Here is a 16,066-nt window from a genome sequence, read left to right as displayed (position 1 = left end):
GCGGGTACCTGTTCTCCTCTTCTGTCATCTCGCCGTAACAAAAATCGTGCGACTGAAACGGCTCGCCGTATCGAGGACAATGCCATGACCGCACCGAAGCCTTCCCGCCCAAAGCTTGCCGAAACCGTCATCGAGCCGACGGTCAAGCTGCGGGAGGTCGAGATCGGGCGTTGCTGTGAAGTGCTCGGCGACACGGCGATCGAATACACCGAGCTCGGCGACTACTCCTATCTCGGCAGCGGCTGCATGGTCGCCGACGCCGTGATCGGCCGGTTCTGCGCGATCGCGGCGCAGGTCCGGATCGGCGCGCCGAACCATCCGGTCGAGCGCCCGTCGCAGCATCGCTTCACCTATTGCCCTGAATACTACTCGGCCTCCGCCGAGCGCGATCACGGCTTCTTCAGCGAGCGGCGTGGGGACCGTGTCGTGATCGGCAACGACGTCTGGATCGGCCATGGCGTGATCGTACTGCCCGGCGTCACCGTCGGCGACGGCGCGGTGCTCGCAGCCGGCGCTGTGGTCTCGCGCGATGTCGCGCCCTACACCATCGTCGGCGGCGTGCCGGCGCGGCCGATCAAGGAGCGCTTCAGCCGCAGGATCGCGGCCGAGCTGTCGCAGATCGCCTGGTGGAACTGGCCGCCGGAAACCATCTGGGAGCGCCTGCCGGAGTTTCAGTCCGGCGACGTCGAAGCATTTTGCGCGCGGTGGCGGGCTTGAGCTAGCCCCGCAACCCGGGCGCTTCATGGCCGGTGCGCGCGACGTATTCGGTGTAGCCGCCACCAAATTGATGGATGCCCTCGGGCGTCAGCTCCAGCACGCGGTTGGAGAGCGCCGCAAGGAAGTGACGGTCGTGCGAGACGAACAGCATGGTGCCCTCGAACTCGGAGAGCGCATTGATCAGCATTTCCTTGGTGGCGAGATCGAGATGGTTGGTCGGCTCGTCCAGCACCAGGAAGTTCGGCGGATCGAACAGCATCTTGGCCATCACCAGCCGGGCCTTCTCGCCGCCCGACAGCACCCGGCACTTCTTCTCGACGTCGTCGCCGGAGAATCCGAAGCAGCCGGCGAGTGCGCGCAGCGAGCCCTGCCCGGCCTGCGGAAACGCATCTTCAAGCGACTGGAACACGGTACGCTCGCCGTCGAGCAGGTCCATCGCGTGCTGGGCGAAATAGCCCATTTTGACGCTGCCGCCGATCGCGACCGCGCCATCGTCGGGGTCCGTTGAGCCGGCCACCAACTTCAAGAGCGTCGACTTGCCGGCGCCGTTGATGCCCATCACGCACCAGCGCTCGCGGCGACGGATCATGAAGTCGAGCCCGTCATAGATCCGCTTGCTGCCATAGGCCTTGTGGACGTTCTTCAGGCTGACGACGTCCTCGCCCGAGCGCGGCGCCGGCTGAAATTCGAACGCCACGGTCTGGCGTCGCCGCGGCGGCTCGACCCGCTCGATCTTGTCGAGCTTCTTGACCCGGCTCTGCACCTGGGCGGCGTGCGAGGCGCGCGCCTTGAAGCGCTCGATGAACTTGATCTCCTTGGCGAGCATCGCCTGCTGCCGCTCGAACTGCGCCTGCTGCTGCTTATCGGAGAGCGCACGCTGCTGCTCGTAGAACTCGTAATTGCCGGAATAGGTGGTGAGCTGCCCGGCGTCGATCTCGACCACCTTGTTGATGATGCGGTTGATGAACTCGCGGTCATGCGAGGTCATCAGCAGCGCGCCCTCATAGCCCTTCAGGAACTGCTCGAGCCAGATCAGGCTTTCCAGATCGAGGTGGTTGCTCGGCTCGTCGAGCAGCATCACGTCGGGCCGCATCAGGAGGATACGGGCCAGCGCCACGCGCATCTTCCAGCCGCCGGAGAGTTTGCCGACGTCGCCGTCCATCATCTCCTGGCTGAAGCCGAGCCCCGCCAGCGCCTCACGCGCACGGCCGTCGAGCGCGTAGCCGTCGAGCTCCTCGAACTGATGCTGCACCTCGCCATAGCGCGCGATGATGTCGTCCATCTCGTCGGCCTTGTCGGGGTCGGCCATCGCGGCCTCGAGTTCCCGGAGCTCGGCCGCGACCACGCTGACCGGTCCTGCGCCGTCCATCACCTCGGCGACCGCGCTGCGGCCACTCATTTCGCCGACATCCTGGCTGAAATAGCCGATCGAGATGCCGCGATCGAGCGAGACCTGGCCCTCATCGGGGATTTCGCGGCCCGAAATCATGCGGAACAGCGTGGTCTTGCCGGCGCCGTTCGGGCCGACCAGGCCGATCTTCTCGCCCTTCTGGAGCGCCGCGGACGCTTCGATGAAGAGGATCTGGTGGCCGACTTGCTTGGAGACGTTATCGAGGCGGATCATTCGAATACTGGGGAACTGAGGGTTTGCGGCCTCTTATTCGATCTGGGACGCGGGTGGAAGCCCATTCCGCAGGTCAGCCGCCATGCTCTGTGCATGCCACGATCGTTGCCAATGGAATATGACATGAGTCCTACGGCGATCCGCATTGGGGGCATCACATGCAAGTCTGGTTTCTCTATCTCCTCGCGCTCGGCGCCGGCATCAGCGTCGCCACCCAGCAGGTCCTGAACGGCAATTTGCGGTCGGCCCTCAACTCCCCCGCCTGGGCCGGTCTCGTCAGCTATCTCGGCGGGCTCATCACGATGGCGGTCGTGCTGGTCGCGACGCGGGAGCCGGTGCCGTCCTGGAAGCTGGTGGCGGCGGTGCCCTGGTGGGCCTGGAGCGGGGGCATCCTCGGCGGCGTGTTCATCCTGCTGATGATCCTGCTGCTGCCGTCGCTCGGTGCCGCGACCCTGCTGGCGCTGGTGGTAGCAGGCCAGATGATCGCGGGCATCGCGATGGACCATTTCGGCCTGTTCGGCCTGGCGCAGCATCCGGTGTCGATCTCGCGACTGGCCGGTATCGCACTGATCATCGGCGGCGTGCTGCTGATCAAGGATTGAGGAAGCAGTCGCACGGCCCTGTTTGAGCATACTCTTGTCGGAAAACCGCTTCGCACTTTTCCGGAGTATGCTCTACGCCCGGCGCATCAGCCGCAGTTCGGCCGACAGGCGAAGGCTGCGCTTGCCGGCCAGCGCGATGCCTTCGAGCTCGGCGCCGTCCTCGCGGCACGAGCCGGCGAAGCCGATGCCGACCTCATAGCCGCCGAACACCGGATACTCGCCCCTCGCCGGCGTGTGCTCCTGGTTGACGATCTCGCCACGCCAGCGGCCATCCGCCGACGAATACGAGCCGAGATAGTAGAAGAACGCATCGCCGCCGAGGATGCGGCCGTCCATCAGCAGCATCACCCCGGTGAGGCCGGCATCAACACCATCGAGCGCGCGGAGCTGGATCGCGTAGAGCCCGTTGGCGATGCCGCCTGGCCCAACCTTCCCGCGCGGCGGCAATGCCTCATCGTCGAGCGGCGCCAAATTCGCCCAGAACACGCCGTCCGGCATGGCATCCGCCTTGCCCTCGAGCAGAATGGTCGAGCCCTCGGTTCGGCCGCGCACCTTGATGACGGCGACGTCGGCGCCCATCAGCGGCTGGAAGTTGACATCGTCGTTGTGACGTTCGGTGATCACGTCGGCGATGATCTCGCCATTCGTCACCTGATAGGTGCCGAGATGGGCGAAGGCCGAATTGCCACCCATCATCTTGCCGTCGTGCAGGCACATGATGCTGCGGCCGAATGCGCCATTGATGCCGTACTCGACCTTGTAAAGTCCGTTGAGCACGCAAAAATCCAATGAATAAAATTGATTCTGTTCGCCACATAGCACCGGGCCCAAAGCCGCACCATTGGGTGTTTTGGCGCAGGGCAAGCCGGCAATGTCAGGGTGTGGACACCGGCCGATTCGTCGCTTAGCTGTAGGCATCCGCCCGCGTCGTGCCGCGTCGCGCGGGATCTATACTCCCTGTTCACTACTCTCCAGTTCTTTGCGTCCAAGCATTTGCGCATTCCGCTAATGGTCGCGCGGCCGCATCCGGCTGCGGCGTTGGCGCGAGGCTTCGAGGAGCATCACATGATCAATCGATTTCGCGCGGCCGCCGCGCTGGCACTGCTGCTCGGCAACAGCGGTGCTGCGCTGGCCCAGTCGCTGCCCGACTATATGGCACCGATCTCGGGCAAGACCTCTTCGACGCCGGCCGATGTCGCGACCAAGGATGTGCTCGCGCTCAACACCGGCATGTTCGAGCTCTATGGCGATGCGGCACGGATCTTCCAGAAGAACGTGCTCGACAAGCACCCGGTGATCCTCGGCCTGTTCTCCGGCGCCGGCGGACGCCTGATCCTGTACCGGCCGGGCAAGCCGCCGACCGAGGCGCCGCAGGTGCCGATCGTCTATCAGCTGCTCAAATCGGTCGGCCACAGCACAATGGCGCTGGCCGAGGTGGTCGGCCCCTATGTCAACAATCCCGACGACAAATCGTGGCGCGGGTCGATGCAGGCCTATCGCAGCCGGATGCAATCGGCGCTCGACGGGCTCGACGCCACGCCGATGCAGGCGGACTGGCGCGATAACAACCGCGCCATCCTCAAGAACAACATCGCCTTCATGGACGAATGCCTCGCCGCCAGCGCGATCCCGTTCGCGACGCTCGAGGCATTCGGAAAGAAACAGGCGCCACTGCTCGCCAAGAACGTCGCCTGGGCAGCGCAGACCCAAGTCGCGCACTGGATGACGGTCATGGCCGATTGGAAGGCCCAGCTCGGCCCCGACTGGGACAAGACCTATGGTGCGAGCAACACGATCTACGTGGCTCGGCAGAACAACGTGATCTTCAGCGTGCTGGCGCAGTTCTTCGGGCCCGACGCCATCAACAGCCGCCTGATGCTGATCGAGACCATCTCCTTCACCACGACGCCGTCGGACATGCTGGAATCGCTGACCCGGATCATCGCCGACCGCTCGGTCGGCGCGCTGTTCTTCGGCAGCTACCATTTGATGGATTACGAACTGATGGGGGGCGATGCGCGCGAGGCGATCATCGCGGAGACCAAGAAGCGCGGCATGACGGCCTTCCTGCCGCCGCTGGTGCCGTTCGGCTCCAAGCAATGGCCGACCCTGATCACGCCGGGCCCAGGACCGGCCACCATCGCCGACCTCAAGTGAGGCCAACGCTGCAGGTGAGACGACCTATTGCGGCATTGCCGTTGCACTCGCTTTGCCGCAATACTTCCACGTGTATTTCAAAACTTGTTAAACCCCGGCGCGATATGCCGTCGAGGTGTCGATGAAAGATCGGACCATGCGGCCCTCGCGACGCGAATTCGTGAAGTGGTTGTCGGCAGGCGGCGTCTCGGTCAGCCTGTCGCATCTGGCGCTTGCCAAGGAGCCGGCTTTCGCGAGCCGCGAGACGCTGCCCGGGCGCGGCCATTTCAATCCGGCGGCCAAGGGCGCCGGCCGCGTCGACGGCGTGGCCAAGGTCACCGGCGCAAAACTCTACGCGTCCGACTTTCGCGCCGCTGACATGCCGGGCTGGCCTGCGACCACCTCGCACGCCATCCTGGTCCGCGCCAACGACGCCACCCATGTCTATGCCGGCCTGGACCTCGCCCGCCTCGATGGTCCGGCGAAGCCGTCGGTCGTCGTGACCGCAGCCGACCTCGACCGGATCGGCACAAGGGTGCCCGAGTTCCATGCCGGCGACCTGCTCTGTCCGGTCGGCAAGACGCCGCTCTATCTCGGACAACCGGTCGCGCTCTTGATCTTCGAGCAGTTCGACGCCTTCGACCGCGCGCGCCTCGCGCTGCGCGATGTCGGCTTCGTCAAGTTCGGTGACGAGACCGGGCCGGTCATCCTCCCGGACTTTGGCGCGTATCGCTTCACGCGCGTGGCCGGCGCGACGCCCGATGCGCCCGACGTCTATTCGCCGATCCAGGCCGGCTGGGTTTCGCCGAGCCGCATCCAGAACGCGGCGCTGCCGGTCTGGCTGCCGCTCGCCAAGGAGACCAAGGCCGACTACGCCAAGGCCGCAATCCATGGCGAAGCGATCCGCGCCCAGCTCGCCAAAGACGATCCGTCGCAGCTTGTGCTCGACCGCGAGTTCGAGACCCAGTCGGTCGATCCGATGTTCCTCGAACCGGAAAGCGGTCTGGCCTGGTACAGCGACAGCACCGGCAACCTCGAACTGGTGCTCGGCGTGCAGTCGCCCTATGAGGCGGCCGAGTCGATTGCCTTCATGCTCGGCAAGGCCCGGTCCTCGTTCCGCCCCTCGCACATCAATGCGCAGTTCGCCCATGTCGGCGGCGGCTTCGGCGGCCGCGACCACACTCCGTTCGTGCTCTACGTGGCGCTCGCGGCGATGTTCTTCCCGGGACGGCCGGTGCGGCTGGCCCACGACCGCTACCAGCAATTCCAGGGCGGCATCAAACGTCACCCGATCAAGATGCGCTCGCGGATCGGGATCGATCGCGCCAGCGGCAAGATCACGGCATTCGCCGCCGACCATGTGCTCGACGGCGGCGGGCTCGCCAACTTCTCCGCCAACGTCGCGGTCGTCGCCGCGACTGCAGCGATCGGCATCTACGATATCCCGAAGGTCGACGTCACCACCGTGGCGGTGCATTCGCGCGGCGTCACCGCCGGTTCGATGCGCGGCTACGGCACGCTGCAGACCATGACCGCGCTGGAAGTGCTGATCGACGAGGCGGCCAGCGAGCTCAAGGCCGATCCGATCGCGTTCCGCCGCAACAATGCGCTGAAGCAGAACGGCCGGACCATGACCGGCAATCCCTACATCGTGTCGGTGCGAACACCTGACATCCTCGACAAGCTCGAGAAGCATCCGATCTGGCAGCAGCGCGCCGACTTCAAGCAGAAGGCGCCGGAGGGACGGCTGGTCGGCACCGGCGTCGCCTGCGTCACCAAGGATTACGGCTCGGGCGCGGATTGCTCGCTCGGCCGGGTCGAGATCGATCCCGAGGGGCGGATCGCGATCCACTGCGATCATGTCGAGATGGGCAATGGCGTCGGCACCGCGCTCGCCAACCGGGTCGCGGGCCATCTCGGCGCCGTGGCCGACGAAGTCGCGGTCTCGCGGGTCGACAGCTACGAGGCGCTCGGGCTCGTCACCTCCGGCGATCCCTACACGATGGACCAGAAGACCCAGAATCTCGCTGAGAAGAACCCGCGCTGGGTGCCCGCGATCAGCTCGGCCACCAGCGCCTCGATCGGCGCCCATGTCGGCACGCACTCCGCGGCCGAGGCCGCCCGTATCATCTTCCGCTTCGGCCTGTGGCCGGCGGCGCTCGAGCTCTGGCACATTGCGAAGACCGATCCCCGCGCCCGGCAATGGGACAGAGCGCGCTGGCGGGACGGCCAGCTCGTGCTCGATGATCTCGCCCCGCTGCCATTGCCAAGGCTTGCGGCGACCGCGCATGCGCGCGGCTTCGTCACCGGCGCAATCGCGCACAGTTTCTCGCGCTGGGCCTGGTCGCGTGCGCGCTTCCCGCTGTTCGGCGAGCAGGTCCGCGCCGAGATCGATGCGCTGGCGATCCGCCGCGGCCGCGGCCGGTTCGAGCGGATCGACCGAACCAGCGTGAAATTTCCGCCGACCGACAACAACCGGATCGGCACCGCATACACCTCGATGTGCGGCACGCTGGTCCGCGTCGAGATCGAGCGCGCGACCGGCATCTTGCGCATCGCCAAGGCCTACAGCGTGTTCGAATGCGGTCAGGCGCTGGTGCCTGAAGTGGTGCTCGGCCAGTCGCATGGCGGTTTTGCCATGGGCGTCGGCTACGCGCTGCTCGAATCCTTGCGCCGTTCGAAGGCGGCCCCGGCAACGGGCAATGGAATCTCGGCCAGTATCTGATCGCGCGCGGCTCCGACCTGCCGTTGCATGATCTCGAGATCGAGATGCTGCCGCCGCTGACGCCGGACGAGCCGCCCAAGGGCATAGCGGAGGTTGTCATGATCCCGATCGTGCCGGCGCTGCTCAACGCCATCAACGATGCCACCGGCCACCGCTTCCGCTCGTTGCCGGTGACAACAAGCCTGCTCAAGGGAGCGCTTGCGTGACGACGCTCAACCTCACCATCAACGGCCAGAAGCATGGCCCGATCGAGGTCCGCGACGACCTCTCGATGAACGATTTCCTGCGGGAAATGCTCGGGATGACCGGCACCAAGTTCGGCTGTGGCGCCGCGCAGTGCCTGAGCTGCGCCGTCATCATCGATAATCCCGACGGTACGAGCTACACCACGCCGACCTGCGTGGTGCCGGCGGCGAATTTCGACGGCATGGCGATCCGCACCGTCGAGGGCCACGCCAAGGACGGCGAGCTCTCGGCGTTGCAGCGCGCCTTCATCGACCACTTTGCATTCCAGTGCGGCTATTGCACGGCCGGCTTCCTCAATGAGGGCCAGGTGCTGCTCGAGCGGCTGGCGAAGGCGCCGGTGGCGCGTGACCAGCTCGAGGCCGTCATCGCGAAGGCGCTCGACGGCCATCTGTGCCGCTGCACCGGCTACATCAAGTATCACCAGGCAGTGCGCGACGTGATCCTCGCCGATTCCAACCGCTATCTGACCGCCAACAAGTGAGCCCGCGATGACATCGGACACGCGGTTTCGGATCATTGCGGTGCTGACGGCGCTCGCGACCAGCCTGTGCGCCGGCTACGCAGCATCGGAGAGCGCAAGCCACGCCCTCGCCTCGCCGGAGAGCTTTGCCGGAATCGAGAATGTCGAGCAGCGCTCCGCGGCGATCTTCACCGAGCTCGGCAAGGTGCTGACGCATCCGCGCTGCACCAATTGCCATCCCGCCGGTGACAGCCCGTGGCAGGGCGACATCAGCCGCATGCACCAGCCACCGGTCTCGCGCGGAGCCGATGGTCACGGCACCAGCGCGATGCGCTGCTCGATCTGTCATCAGCACGCCAATTTCGATCCCGGCCGCGTGCCGGGGCACCCGGAATGGCATCTCGCGCCGCGCGAGATGGCATGGGCCGGCAAGACCGTCGGCGAAATCTGCGCGCAGATCCGCGATCCCGCACGCAATGGCGGCCGCAAGGTCGAGGAGCTGATCGAGCATATCGGCAAGGACACGCTGGTCGGCTGGGCCTGGCATCCCGGTTTCGGTCGCTCACCGGCACCCGGCACGCAGGCACAGGCCGGCGCGCTGGTCGAGGCCTGGGTGAAGACCGGCGCGGCCTGCCCCACGCCGTGACGCATGATCTGGAAAAGTGCGCAGCGGTTTTCCGAAAAGATCATGCGTCCACAAAGAGCACGCGGTCCTAGTGGCGCTTGAAGTACTGCACGTCACGCTCGTGCTTCTCTGCGGCGGCGCGTGACTTGAAGGTGCCGAGATTGCGGCGCTTGCCGGTCTTCGGATTGACCTTGCGGGAGTACAGCCGGTATTCGCCGGAACGCAGCTTGCGGATCATGACGTCGCCTCGCCAATGCCTTTCGCAGGTCAACGATACGCGGGCGTGAGCGTTCCTGTTTGATCAGAAGCAAAGATTGGTCACGGCATTGCCGCGCTTGTCCTTGATGACATAGGGACAGCGGGCGCGCTCCAGCGCCTTCTTGGCATCCTCATCGCCGAGCGCGGCGGCGCGCTCGTAATAGGCTTTTGCCGCATCGCTATCCTTCGGCCCTCCGCGGCCGGCCTGCGCGAAGGCGCCCATCCGCTCGAGTGCGCCCGGATGGTTCTGCGCAGCGGCCTTCTCGAACAATGCCCGCGCGCCGGCATCATCTTGCGCGCCGCCCTTGCCTTCGGCGAGCATCATGCCGAGCTGGTACTGCGCTTCCGCATTGGTCTCGGCAGACTTGGCGAGCAACTCGCGCGCACGTGCCGGATCCGCAGCCGCGCTGCCGCCGAGCGCCGCGAGATTGCTGACGCCGCGCGCATTGCCGGCCTGCGCCGCGCGCTCGAACAATTTGCGCGCCTGCGCCTCGTCCTTGGCGACGCCGGTGCCGTTGCCGTAGAGCACGCCGAGCTCGACCATCGCCGACGTCGAGCCCTTGTCGGCCGCCTTGCGCCAGGCGGCGGCCGCTTCCGCCGTCTGCCGGTTGGCGGCATAGGCACGGCCGAGTTCGTACATCGCGCGGCGCGACGATTTTGCCGCCACTGCGCAATACTTGACCGCGGTCGCGATATCCGCCGACGCGATCTCGGACACGCCTTTCACGTCGGCCGGCTTGTCCGGATCGGAGGGATCGGCGGCGAGCCGGTCGCACAGCACGAGGTCGGCGGATTGCGCATGGGCGAGCGCCGGAGCAGCCAGCGCTGCGACGACGACAATTGCATGGAAGGGTCTGAACATGGGCGGCAGGTTGCGTCGCGGTGCAGGCAAATTCAAGGCTCGAGCCCGGTCTCGCGCAGCACCGGCGCGACCTCGGGTGACGACAGATAACGCAACAGATGCTCGGCGGCCGCGGCACGCTGCGAGGCCGTCATCCGGCCTGCGGAAAACACCGCCGGCGTCTGCAAATCCAGCGGAATTGGCCCGACGACCTCGATGCCGTCGACCTGCTTCAACTCGCTGATCTGCTGGATCGCAAGGTCGGCCTCGCCGGTGACCAGCTTCTCCGCGGTGAAGCCGATCGGAATGATCACCGCGCGCGCGTTGATCGCCTCGGCGATGCCGAGACGCGCGATCAGCTGCGCGAACAGGATGCCGCTGGCGCCGAGCCGCGAATAGGTCACCGCCCGCGCCCCGAGCAAAGCCTCTCGCAATGCGGCTTCGGTCGCGATGTCGGGATGCGCAGCGCCCGCCTTTACCGCAACGCCGACATAGGAGCGCGCCAGGTCGACTGCACTTTCCGGCGTGACGCGCACCTCGCCGATCATCTCCTCGAGGCCTTCGCGGGTCAGGATAACCACATCGGCCACCTCGCCGCCGCGCAGACGTTCGAGCAGCGCCAGCGTCGGCGCGAAATCCGCATCGATCGCAACCCCGCTTGCCGCCTGATAGGCCGCGGCAAGGCGCGCGACCGCGCCCTTCAGCGCCAGCGTCGAGAGCACACGAACCGAATGGTCCATCCCGCTTACGCCCGTCGCATCAGCTTGAGCGCGGCGGTAAGACGGAGGCTGCGCTTGCCGGCCAGTGCAGTCGCTTCGAGCACGGCGCCCTCCGCATCGCAGGTGCCGGCGAAGCCGATCCCGACCTCATGGCCGCCGAAGATCGGGTTCTCGCCCATCGCCGAGGTGTGCTCCTGGTTAAGGATCTGGCCTTTCCAGCGGCCTTTCTCGGAGGTGTAGGTGCCGAGATAATAGAAGAACGCATCGCCGCCGAGGATGCGGCCGTCGTTGAGCAGCATCACGCCGGTGAGGCCGCCGTCGATACCATCGAGCACGCGGATGTGGATCGAATAGAGCCCGTTGACGATACCACCCTCGCCGACCCCGCCGGCGATTGGGATGTCGCCCCCCGTGATCGGCGTCATCACCGACTGGAACGGCACGCCGGGCAACTCCTTGAGCTCGCCCTTGAAGCGGTAGAGCTCGCCGTCCGGCCCGCCTTTGGCGAGCAGCGTCGCATCATCGGTGCCGGCCATGGCCCGGTAGTTGAGGTCGGGGTTATGGCGGACCGTCTGGATCTCGACCGCGACCTCGTCGCCGTCTTTCTCGTAGGTGCCGATATGGGCGAACGCCGAATTGCCGCCGAGCATCTTGCCGTTGCCCACATACATCACGCTGCGGCCGACGGCGCCGCCCAGCTCGAACCGGACCTTATAAAACCCCTCAAACAAGCGCCGTGTCCCCGGCAGCAAATATTCATTCGTTATCTAGCGCGGTTCATAACGCAGCGAAACCGCTTTCGGCGGCGAGCCGCCCGCAAACACAGTCGTTAAAAAGCAAGGGTCCGCCAAGGCAGTCGCCCTGGCGGACCCGATTGCGGTACCGGATGGCTCCATCCGGGTCCGGTAGCGCTCAGACCGCAGCCGCTTAAGCGGCAGCCTTGGCGCCGGTCGGAACCTCGGAGATCGTCTTCAGGATCTGCGAAGCGATCTGGTAGGGGTCGCCTTGGGAGTTCGGGCGGCGGTCTTCCAGATAGCCCTTGTAGCCATTGTTGACGAAGGAGTGCGGAACGCGGATCGACGCACCGCGATCAGCCACGCCGTAGCTGAACTTGTTCCACGGCGCGGTCTCGTGCTTACCGGTCAGACGCTTGTCGTTGTCCGGGCCGTAGACGGCGATGTGGTCCATCAGGTTCTTGTCGAAGGCCTTCATCAGGCTTTCGAAATATTCCTTGCCGCCGACTTCGCGCATGTACTTGGTCGAGAAGTTGGCGTGCATGCCCGAGCCGTTCCAGTCGGTGTCGCCGAGCGGCTTGCAGTGGAATTCGATATCGATGCCGTAGCTCTCGGTGAGACGCAGCATCAGATAGCGGGCCATCCACATCTGGTCAGCAGCGGTCTTGGAGCCCTTGCCGAAGATCTGGAATTCCCACTGGCCCTTCGCCACCTCGGCGTTGATGCCTTCGTGGTTGATGCCGGCGTGCAGGCAGAGATTGAGATGCTCTTCGACGATCTTGCGGGCAACGCTGCCGACGTTCTTGTAGCCGACGCCGGTGTAGTACGGACCCTGCGGAGCCGGATAACCCTGCTCCGGGAAGCCGAGCGGGCGGCCGTCCTTGTAGAAGAAGTACTCCTGCTCGAAGCCGAACCAGGCGCCTTCGTCGTCCAGGATGGTGGCGCGCTTGTTGGACGCGTGCGGCGTCTTGCCATCGGGCATCATGACTTCGCACATCACCAGCACGCCGTTCTCGCGCGCTCCGTCGGGATAGCAGGCGACCGGCTTCAGCACGCAGTCAGAGCTGTGGCCTTCAGCCTGCTGGGTGGACGAACCGTCAAAGCCCCACAGCGGAAGCTGTTCGAGGGTCGGGAACGACGCGAATTCCTTGATCTGCGTCTTGCCGCGCAGGCTCGGCGTCGGCGTATATCCGTCGAGCCAGATATACTCGAGCTTGTACTTGGTCATTGAACCTCTCTGTTGATGATGCAAAACCGTGAGGAACCGAAAGCCAGTCGGCCGCCGCACGCGTACCCGGCCACCATCGGCCGGCTCTTACTAAGCAATTAAAATGCCAGTCGCTGCACTGCGGCACCGCCCAGCCGGCGGATGTCCACAGCGGACATCGCATTTTTCTCTGCGACAAAGTAGCGCGGCTGGCATGCGCCGCGATCAGCCAAAATCTTCTCCTCACCCCCTCCACCGCCCGTTTCTGCAGCAAATTCGGCTACGGCATCGGCCGTCGATTAATGCGGCGGCAGCGCCGTGTGACAGTTCGTGTCCAACCGCCGGGTGCCCGGCAACCATCGGCTCGGCCCAAGCGTTGGTCAGCTGCATCCTGCCTCGCAGGATGCAAACCGGGACTTGCACACGAATTAGACAAAACCTGACTATTTCTTAGTCACTTGCACCCTGCCGAGCCCGGACCGATGTTGAAAGCACGGTAACCACGCACGAATGAGTCGGGCGCACCATGGAGGCTCGCACCGGCCAAAGGAGACTTTGACATGATCACCACGGGCCAAAATCAGGGATCGGCAACGATCTATCAATTCCCGGCAGGGGGCCGCGCGGCTCTCGGCGGACGCCGCTACGGCGAAGTGCGGACGGCACGCGATCTTGCCGCTGAGGTCGAGACCTCGGCATGCAGCGAGAGCTGGTACCACCAGGCCGCCATCGACGACGCCAAGCCGAGCCGCGATCACTGATGTCGATCAGGCGGAGAGGCGTGACGCACAAACGTCAGACAACAGAGCGGTAAGAGAGGGTCGGAACGAAGCGTTTCGGCCCTTTTTTCATGCCAGCTCGCAGGCCGTCACCGGCCGCTTCGCGTGCCGCAGCCTGGTCGATCCAGCCCGGCTGATCTCCAGCGTGACGCCACCGCCCTTGTAGCGCGTGCCCCTCAGCGACAGCCGTTTCGTCAGCGTCACCGCCTTGCCGTCGACCTGCAGATGCGCACGGGTGTCACCATTGAAGAACGCTGCAATGAACTGCGTGCCGTCGGCACAACGATAATTCCGGAAGGCGGACTGCGCCGACGCCGCCGAAGAACCAAAGACCATTAGAAGAATTGCGCCGATCGGAATGGCGCCCCCGCGATAAGTCATATTCTCCCCCCGAGAGGCCGGCTATAGACCTGTCTGCGCCGATACTCCTGCGCAAGATCCTGCGCATCAAGACCTCCTCAATCAAGCCCGCAACAGTTGCAACAGTCCCGCCGATGTCAGAAGCCCCCGCCCGTCACCTCAATCTCGCCGGCGCCAGCAATTTTCGCGACCTCGGCGGCTACCAGACGCGTGGCGGACGGACGGTGCGCTGGCGGCAAATCTTCCGCTCCAACCATCTTGCGCATCTCACCGAGCAGGACGTCGCGGTGGTGCGTGGCCTCGGGGTCAAAAGCGCATTCGATTTCCGCGGCGTCGCCGAGCGCGCCGAGGCGCTGTGCGGCATGAACGACGTCACCGTGCATTCCCTGCCCGTCGAGCCGACGGTGGTGGCTGCGCTGCGCGAGATCGCCAGCAGCCGCGCGCTCTCGGAAGCCGACGCGATCGACGTGATGCGGGATTCCTATCGCGGCTACGTGCAGGACAACACGCCGCGCTATCGCACGCTCTTTACCCATCTGCTCGAAGACCGCGCGCCGCTGGTGATCCACTGCACCGCAGGCAAGGATCGCACCGGCTTTGCCTGCGCGCTGATCCTGCACGCGCTCGGCGTATCCGAGCAGGTGATCGCGGACGACTATCTCCTGACCAACCAGTACTACAAGCGCGATCCGGCCCACAGCACCGAGTTGCCCGACGACGTCAAGCAGGTGCTCGGCACCGTGCGCGCGGCGTTCCTGGAGGCGTCGTTCGAAGCGATCGATGCCGACTATGGCAGTCTCGACGGATATTTCCGCGAGGGCCTCGGGCTCGGCCCGGCCGAGCGCAAGGCGCTTGAAGGCCGCTATCTGCAGGCCTGATCGGTTCGCTCAGGCCGCGGCGGCCTCGAGCTCGAGCTCTGCGTCGAGATCGGCGATGACGTCCTCGAAGGCCGAGATGGCCTGCTGGATCGCCGCGATCTGCATCAATTCCCAGCTACCCACCGGGCCCTTGCGATTCTGTAGCGCTACGACGAGATCGCGCCGCTGTTCCTTAAGCTGAACGAGCGGTAAACCGTGATCCGGAAGATTTCCCATTGCAAAAACCCCTACCTTGGCTGGAGTTCCGCTTCTAAGGAAAGGGTTCTGCAAACGACTTACAGAACTGCCGCAAATTTTATCCAACTGGCCTTCCCCCGTAGTCTTACGTAGTCAGGACGACGTGTTCGCACTGCGCGCCACCGCATCGTTGATCGCACCGAGCAAGGCTTGCGTGACGCAATCGGTCGCCCACTCGCTCGTATGGAGATGCTCCTGCGCACCATCGTCGAGCTCGGAAAGCGGAATTCCGCCATCGACCCATTGCTTCATCAGCGCAAAGCGGCCGAACAGGTTGACCTTCCTGCTTGCAGCAACGTCGGCGATCATCGGCATGAACTGGTTGGCGAGCTTGAGCACATCCGGCGTGCCGATGATTGCCTGGGTGTATTGCGAGTCCATCACCACGACGTCCAGCGGCAGCCCGGCGAGCACATCCAGTCCCGCCTCGAATGTCGCTTGCACCTGATCGAAGTTGTAGTTCCTGTACACCGCGTTGGTGCCGACCTGCCAAATCACCATCACCGGTGCTTCAGCGATGACATCGGACTCGATGCGCGAGAACTCTTCCGGCGCCTCTTGCCCGCCGATCCCCCGGTTGATGATGTCGATCATCCGGCCGAAGGACTGCTTCTGGCTCCGCCATAGCATCTCCAGCCGCGGCGGAAACGGGAGGATCTTGTCGGCTCCCGCGGTCGATGACGATCCGAGGGCAACGATCCTGATCTTGCGTTCGCGCTCGAGCGCTTGCGCAAGATGCGGCAATCCGTAGCTGAACTTGACGAGTTCGAGATGGGTTTCGCACGGCCTTGGTGTCGGCATCGCAAACATCCTTGAGGCGAATGAACTGATGAATGCGCGCAGTAGGAGATGAAATCGGCGGCATTGCAAATGAATTCCGCCTGATCATAGTGGACGCTCGCCTGTTGCTGATACGGA

17 protein-coding genes and 1 pseudogene are annotated in these 16,066 nt (G+C 64.9%); 8 read left to right on the top strand and 10 right to left on the bottom strand.

What is annotated here, in order from left to right; genetic code table 11:
- Positions 1–84: 84 nt before the first annotated feature.
- Positions 85–717 (top strand): DapH/DapD/GlmU-related protein, encoded by a 633-nt coding sequence (locus ALC15_RS13420; RefSeq protein WP_050627615.1) that lies wholly within the window; start codon positions 85–87, stop codon positions 715–717.
- A 1-nt stretch (position 718) separates the two neighbouring features.
- Here ALC15_RS13420 and ALC15_RS13415 read toward each other — a convergent pair whose 3' ends face one another.
- A complete protein-coding gene (locus tag ALC15_RS13415; protein WP_050627614.1) occupies positions 719–2,341 on the bottom strand; it encodes an ABC-F family ATP-binding cassette domain-containing protein in 1,623 nt (540 codons plus the stop codon).
- 158 nt (positions 2,342–2,499) lie between these two features.
- Here ALC15_RS13415 and ALC15_RS13410 point away from each other — a divergent pair, with 158 nt between their 5' ends.
- Complete coding sequence (locus tag ALC15_RS13410; protein ID WP_050627613.1) at positions 2,500–2,943, top strand: DMT family transporter; 444 nt, start codon at positions 2,500–2,502, stop codon at positions 2,941–2,943.
- Positions 2,944–3,015: 72 nt separating this feature from the next.
- Here the strand turns inward: ALC15_RS13410 and ALC15_RS13405 are convergent, their stop codons facing one another.
- Positions 3,016–3,720 carry a GrlR family regulatory protein gene (locus ALC15_RS13405; protein ID WP_050627612.1) on the bottom strand — a complete coding sequence of 235 codons (705 nt, stop codon included), beginning with the start codon at positions 3,718–3,720 and terminating at the stop codon, positions 3,016–3,018.
- Between the two features lie 288 nt (positions 3,721–4,008).
- Here ALC15_RS13405 and ALC15_RS13400 point away from each other — a divergent pair, with 288 nt between their 5' ends.
- The 4 genes and pseudogenes from ALC15_RS13400 to ALC15_RS13385 all read left to right on the top strand — a co-directional run bounded on the left by ALC15_RS13400 (position 4,009) and on the right by ALC15_RS13385 (position 9,156).
- Positions 4,009–5,100 (top strand): hypothetical protein, encoded by a 1,092-nt coding sequence (locus ALC15_RS13400; protein ID WP_050627642.1) that lies wholly within the window; start codon positions 4,009–4,011, stop codon positions 5,098–5,100.
- A gap of 136 nt (positions 5,101–5,236) precedes the next feature.
- Positions 5,237–8,010 (top strand): annotated as a pseudogene (locus tag ALC15_RS13395) (xanthine dehydrogenase family protein molybdopterin-binding subunit).
- Positions 8,007–8,531, top strand: coding sequence for a (2Fe-2S)-binding protein (locus tag ALC15_RS13390; RefSeq protein ID WP_050627611.1), 525 nt, complete (start codon positions 8,007–8,009; stop codon positions 8,529–8,531). Before ALC15_RS13395 ends, ALC15_RS13390 begins: the two are co-directional and overlap by 4 nt.
- A gap of 7 nt (positions 8,532–8,538) precedes the next feature.
- The gene (locus tag ALC15_RS13385) at positions 8,539–9,156 is read left to right on the top strand and encodes a hypothetical protein (protein ID WP_050627610.1); all 618 of its coding nucleotides are present in this window, start codon (positions 8,539–8,541) and stop codon (positions 9,154–9,156) included.
- Between the two features lie 67 nt (positions 9,157–9,223).
- Here ALC15_RS13385 and ALC15_RS44820 read toward each other — a convergent pair whose 3' ends face one another.
- From ALC15_RS44820 to ALC15_RS13365, 5 genes are all read right to left on the bottom strand, one after another.
- Positions 9,224–9,373 (bottom strand): hypothetical protein, encoded by a 150-nt coding sequence (locus tag ALC15_RS44820; protein ID WP_016843021.1) that lies wholly within the window; start codon positions 9,371–9,373, stop codon positions 9,224–9,226.
- 63 nt (positions 9,374–9,436) lie between these two features.
- Complete coding sequence (locus ALC15_RS13380) at positions 9,437–10,255, bottom strand: tetratricopeptide repeat protein (RefSeq protein WP_050627609.1); 819 nt, start codon at positions 10,253–10,255, stop codon at positions 9,437–9,439.
- 32 nt (positions 10,256–10,287) lie between these two features.
- On the bottom strand, positions 10,288–10,974 hold the full coding sequence (locus tag ALC15_RS13375; protein ID WP_050627608.1) for a substrate-binding domain-containing protein: 687 nt from the start codon (positions 10,972–10,974) through the stop codon (positions 10,288–10,290).
- A 5-nt stretch (positions 10,975–10,979) separates the two neighbouring features.
- Positions 10,980–11,684, bottom strand: coding sequence for a hypothetical protein (locus ALC15_RS13370; RefSeq protein WP_050627607.1), 705 nt, complete (start codon positions 11,682–11,684; stop codon positions 10,980–10,982).
- Positions 11,685–11,880: 196 nt separating this feature from the next.
- Positions 11,881–12,915, bottom strand: a complete 1,035-nt coding sequence (locus tag ALC15_RS13365; protein WP_050627606.1) for a glutamine synthetase beta-grasp domain-containing protein — start codon at positions 12,913–12,915, stop codon at positions 11,881–11,883.
- Positions 12,916–13,454: 539 nt separating this feature from the next.
- On the opposite strand from ALC15_RS13365, the gene ALC15_RS13360 reads away from it, so the two are divergent.
- On the top strand, positions 13,455–13,655 hold the full coding sequence (locus tag ALC15_RS13360) for a DUF2735 domain-containing protein (protein ID WP_050627605.1): 201 nt from the start codon (positions 13,455–13,457) through the stop codon (positions 13,653–13,655).
- Between the two features lie 87 nt (positions 13,656–13,742).
- On the opposite strand, the gene ALC15_RS13355 is transcribed toward ALC15_RS13360, so the two are convergent.
- Positions 13,743–14,054 (bottom strand): MliC family protein, encoded by a 312-nt coding sequence (locus ALC15_RS13355; protein ID WP_050627604.1) that lies wholly within the window; start codon positions 14,052–14,054, stop codon positions 13,743–13,745.
- Positions 14,055–14,167: 113 nt separating this feature from the next.
- Here ALC15_RS13355 and ALC15_RS13350 point away from each other — a divergent pair, with 113 nt between their 5' ends.
- Complete coding sequence (locus tag ALC15_RS13350) at positions 14,168–14,911, top strand: tyrosine-protein phosphatase (protein WP_050627603.1); 744 nt, start codon at positions 14,168–14,170, stop codon at positions 14,909–14,911.
- 9 nt (positions 14,912–14,920) lie between these two features.
- Here ALC15_RS13350 and ALC15_RS13345 read toward each other — a convergent pair whose 3' ends face one another.
- Together ALC15_RS13345 and ALC15_RS13340 are read right to left on the bottom strand one after the other, a co-directional pair.
- Positions 14,921–15,127: a hypothetical protein gene (locus ALC15_RS13345; protein WP_035634033.1), complete on the bottom strand. Its 207-nt coding sequence runs from the start codon at positions 15,125–15,127 to the stop codon at positions 14,921–14,923.
- Positions 15,128–15,241: 114 nt separating this feature from the next.
- Positions 15,242–15,949 (bottom strand): SGNH/GDSL hydrolase family protein, encoded by a 708-nt coding sequence (locus ALC15_RS13340; protein WP_050627641.1) that lies wholly within the window; start codon positions 15,947–15,949, stop codon positions 15,242–15,244.
- Between the last annotated feature and the right edge of the window lie 117 nt (positions 15,950–16,066).

This window comes from Bradyrhizobium viridifuturi, assembly GCF_001238275.1.
GTDB classification, from domain to species: domain Bacteria; phylum Pseudomonadota; class Alphaproteobacteria; order Rhizobiales; family Xanthobacteraceae; genus Bradyrhizobium; species Bradyrhizobium viridifuturi.
This window is presented reverse-complemented; position numbering and strand designations above follow the sequence as displayed.

Coding starts and splice junctions, on each gene's coding strand:
- ALC15_RS13350 (WP_050627603.1), top strand. CDS start 14,168: ATGTCAGAAGCCCCCGCCCGTCACCTCAATCTCGCCGGCGCCAGCAAT.
- ALC15_RS13360 (WP_050627605.1), top strand. CDS start 13,455: ATGATCACCACGGGCCAAAATCAGGGATCGGCAACGATCTATCAATTC.
- ALC15_RS13365 (WP_050627606.1), bottom strand. CDS start 12,915: ATGACCAAGTACAAGCTCGAGTATATCTGGCTCGACGGATATACGCCG.
- ALC15_RS13380 (WP_050627609.1), bottom strand. CDS start 10,255: ATGTTCAGACCCTTCCATGCAATTGTCGTCGTCGCAGCGCTGGCTGCT.
- ALC15_RS13355 (WP_050627604.1), bottom strand. CDS start 14,054: ATGACTTATCGCGGGGGCGCCATTCCGATCGGCGCAATTCTTCTAATG.
- ALC15_RS44820 (WP_016843021.1), bottom strand. CDS start 9,373: ATGATCCGCAAGCTGCGTTCCGGCGAATACCGGCTGTACTCCCGCAAG.
- ALC15_RS13345 (WP_035634033.1), bottom strand. CDS start 15,127: ATGGGAAATCTTCCGGATCACGGTTTACCGCTCGTTCAGCTTAAGGAA.
- ALC15_RS13340 (WP_050627641.1), bottom strand. CDS start 15,949: ATGCCGACACCAAGGCCGTGCGAAACCCATCTCGAACTCGTCAAGTTC.
- ALC15_RS13410 (WP_050627613.1), top strand. CDS start 2,500: ATGCAAGTCTGGTTTCTCTATCTCCTCGCGCTCGGCGCCGGCATCAGC.
- ALC15_RS13385 (WP_050627610.1), top strand. CDS start 8,539: ATGACATCGGACACGCGGTTTCGGATCATTGCGGTGCTGACGGCGCTC.
- ALC15_RS13375 (WP_050627608.1), bottom strand. CDS start 10,974: ATGGACCATTCGGTTCGTGTGCTCTCGACGCTGGCGCTGAAGGGCGCG.
- ALC15_RS13415 (WP_050627614.1), bottom strand. CDS start 2,341: ATGATCCGCCTCGATAACGTCTCCAAGCAAGTCGGCCACCAGATCCTC.
- ALC15_RS13420 (WP_050627615.1), top strand. CDS start 85: ATGACCGCACCGAAGCCTTCCCGCCCAAAGCTTGCCGAAACCGTCATC.
- ALC15_RS13400 (WP_050627642.1), top strand. CDS start 4,009: ATGATCAATCGATTTCGCGCGGCCGCCGCGCTGGCACTGCTGCTCGGC.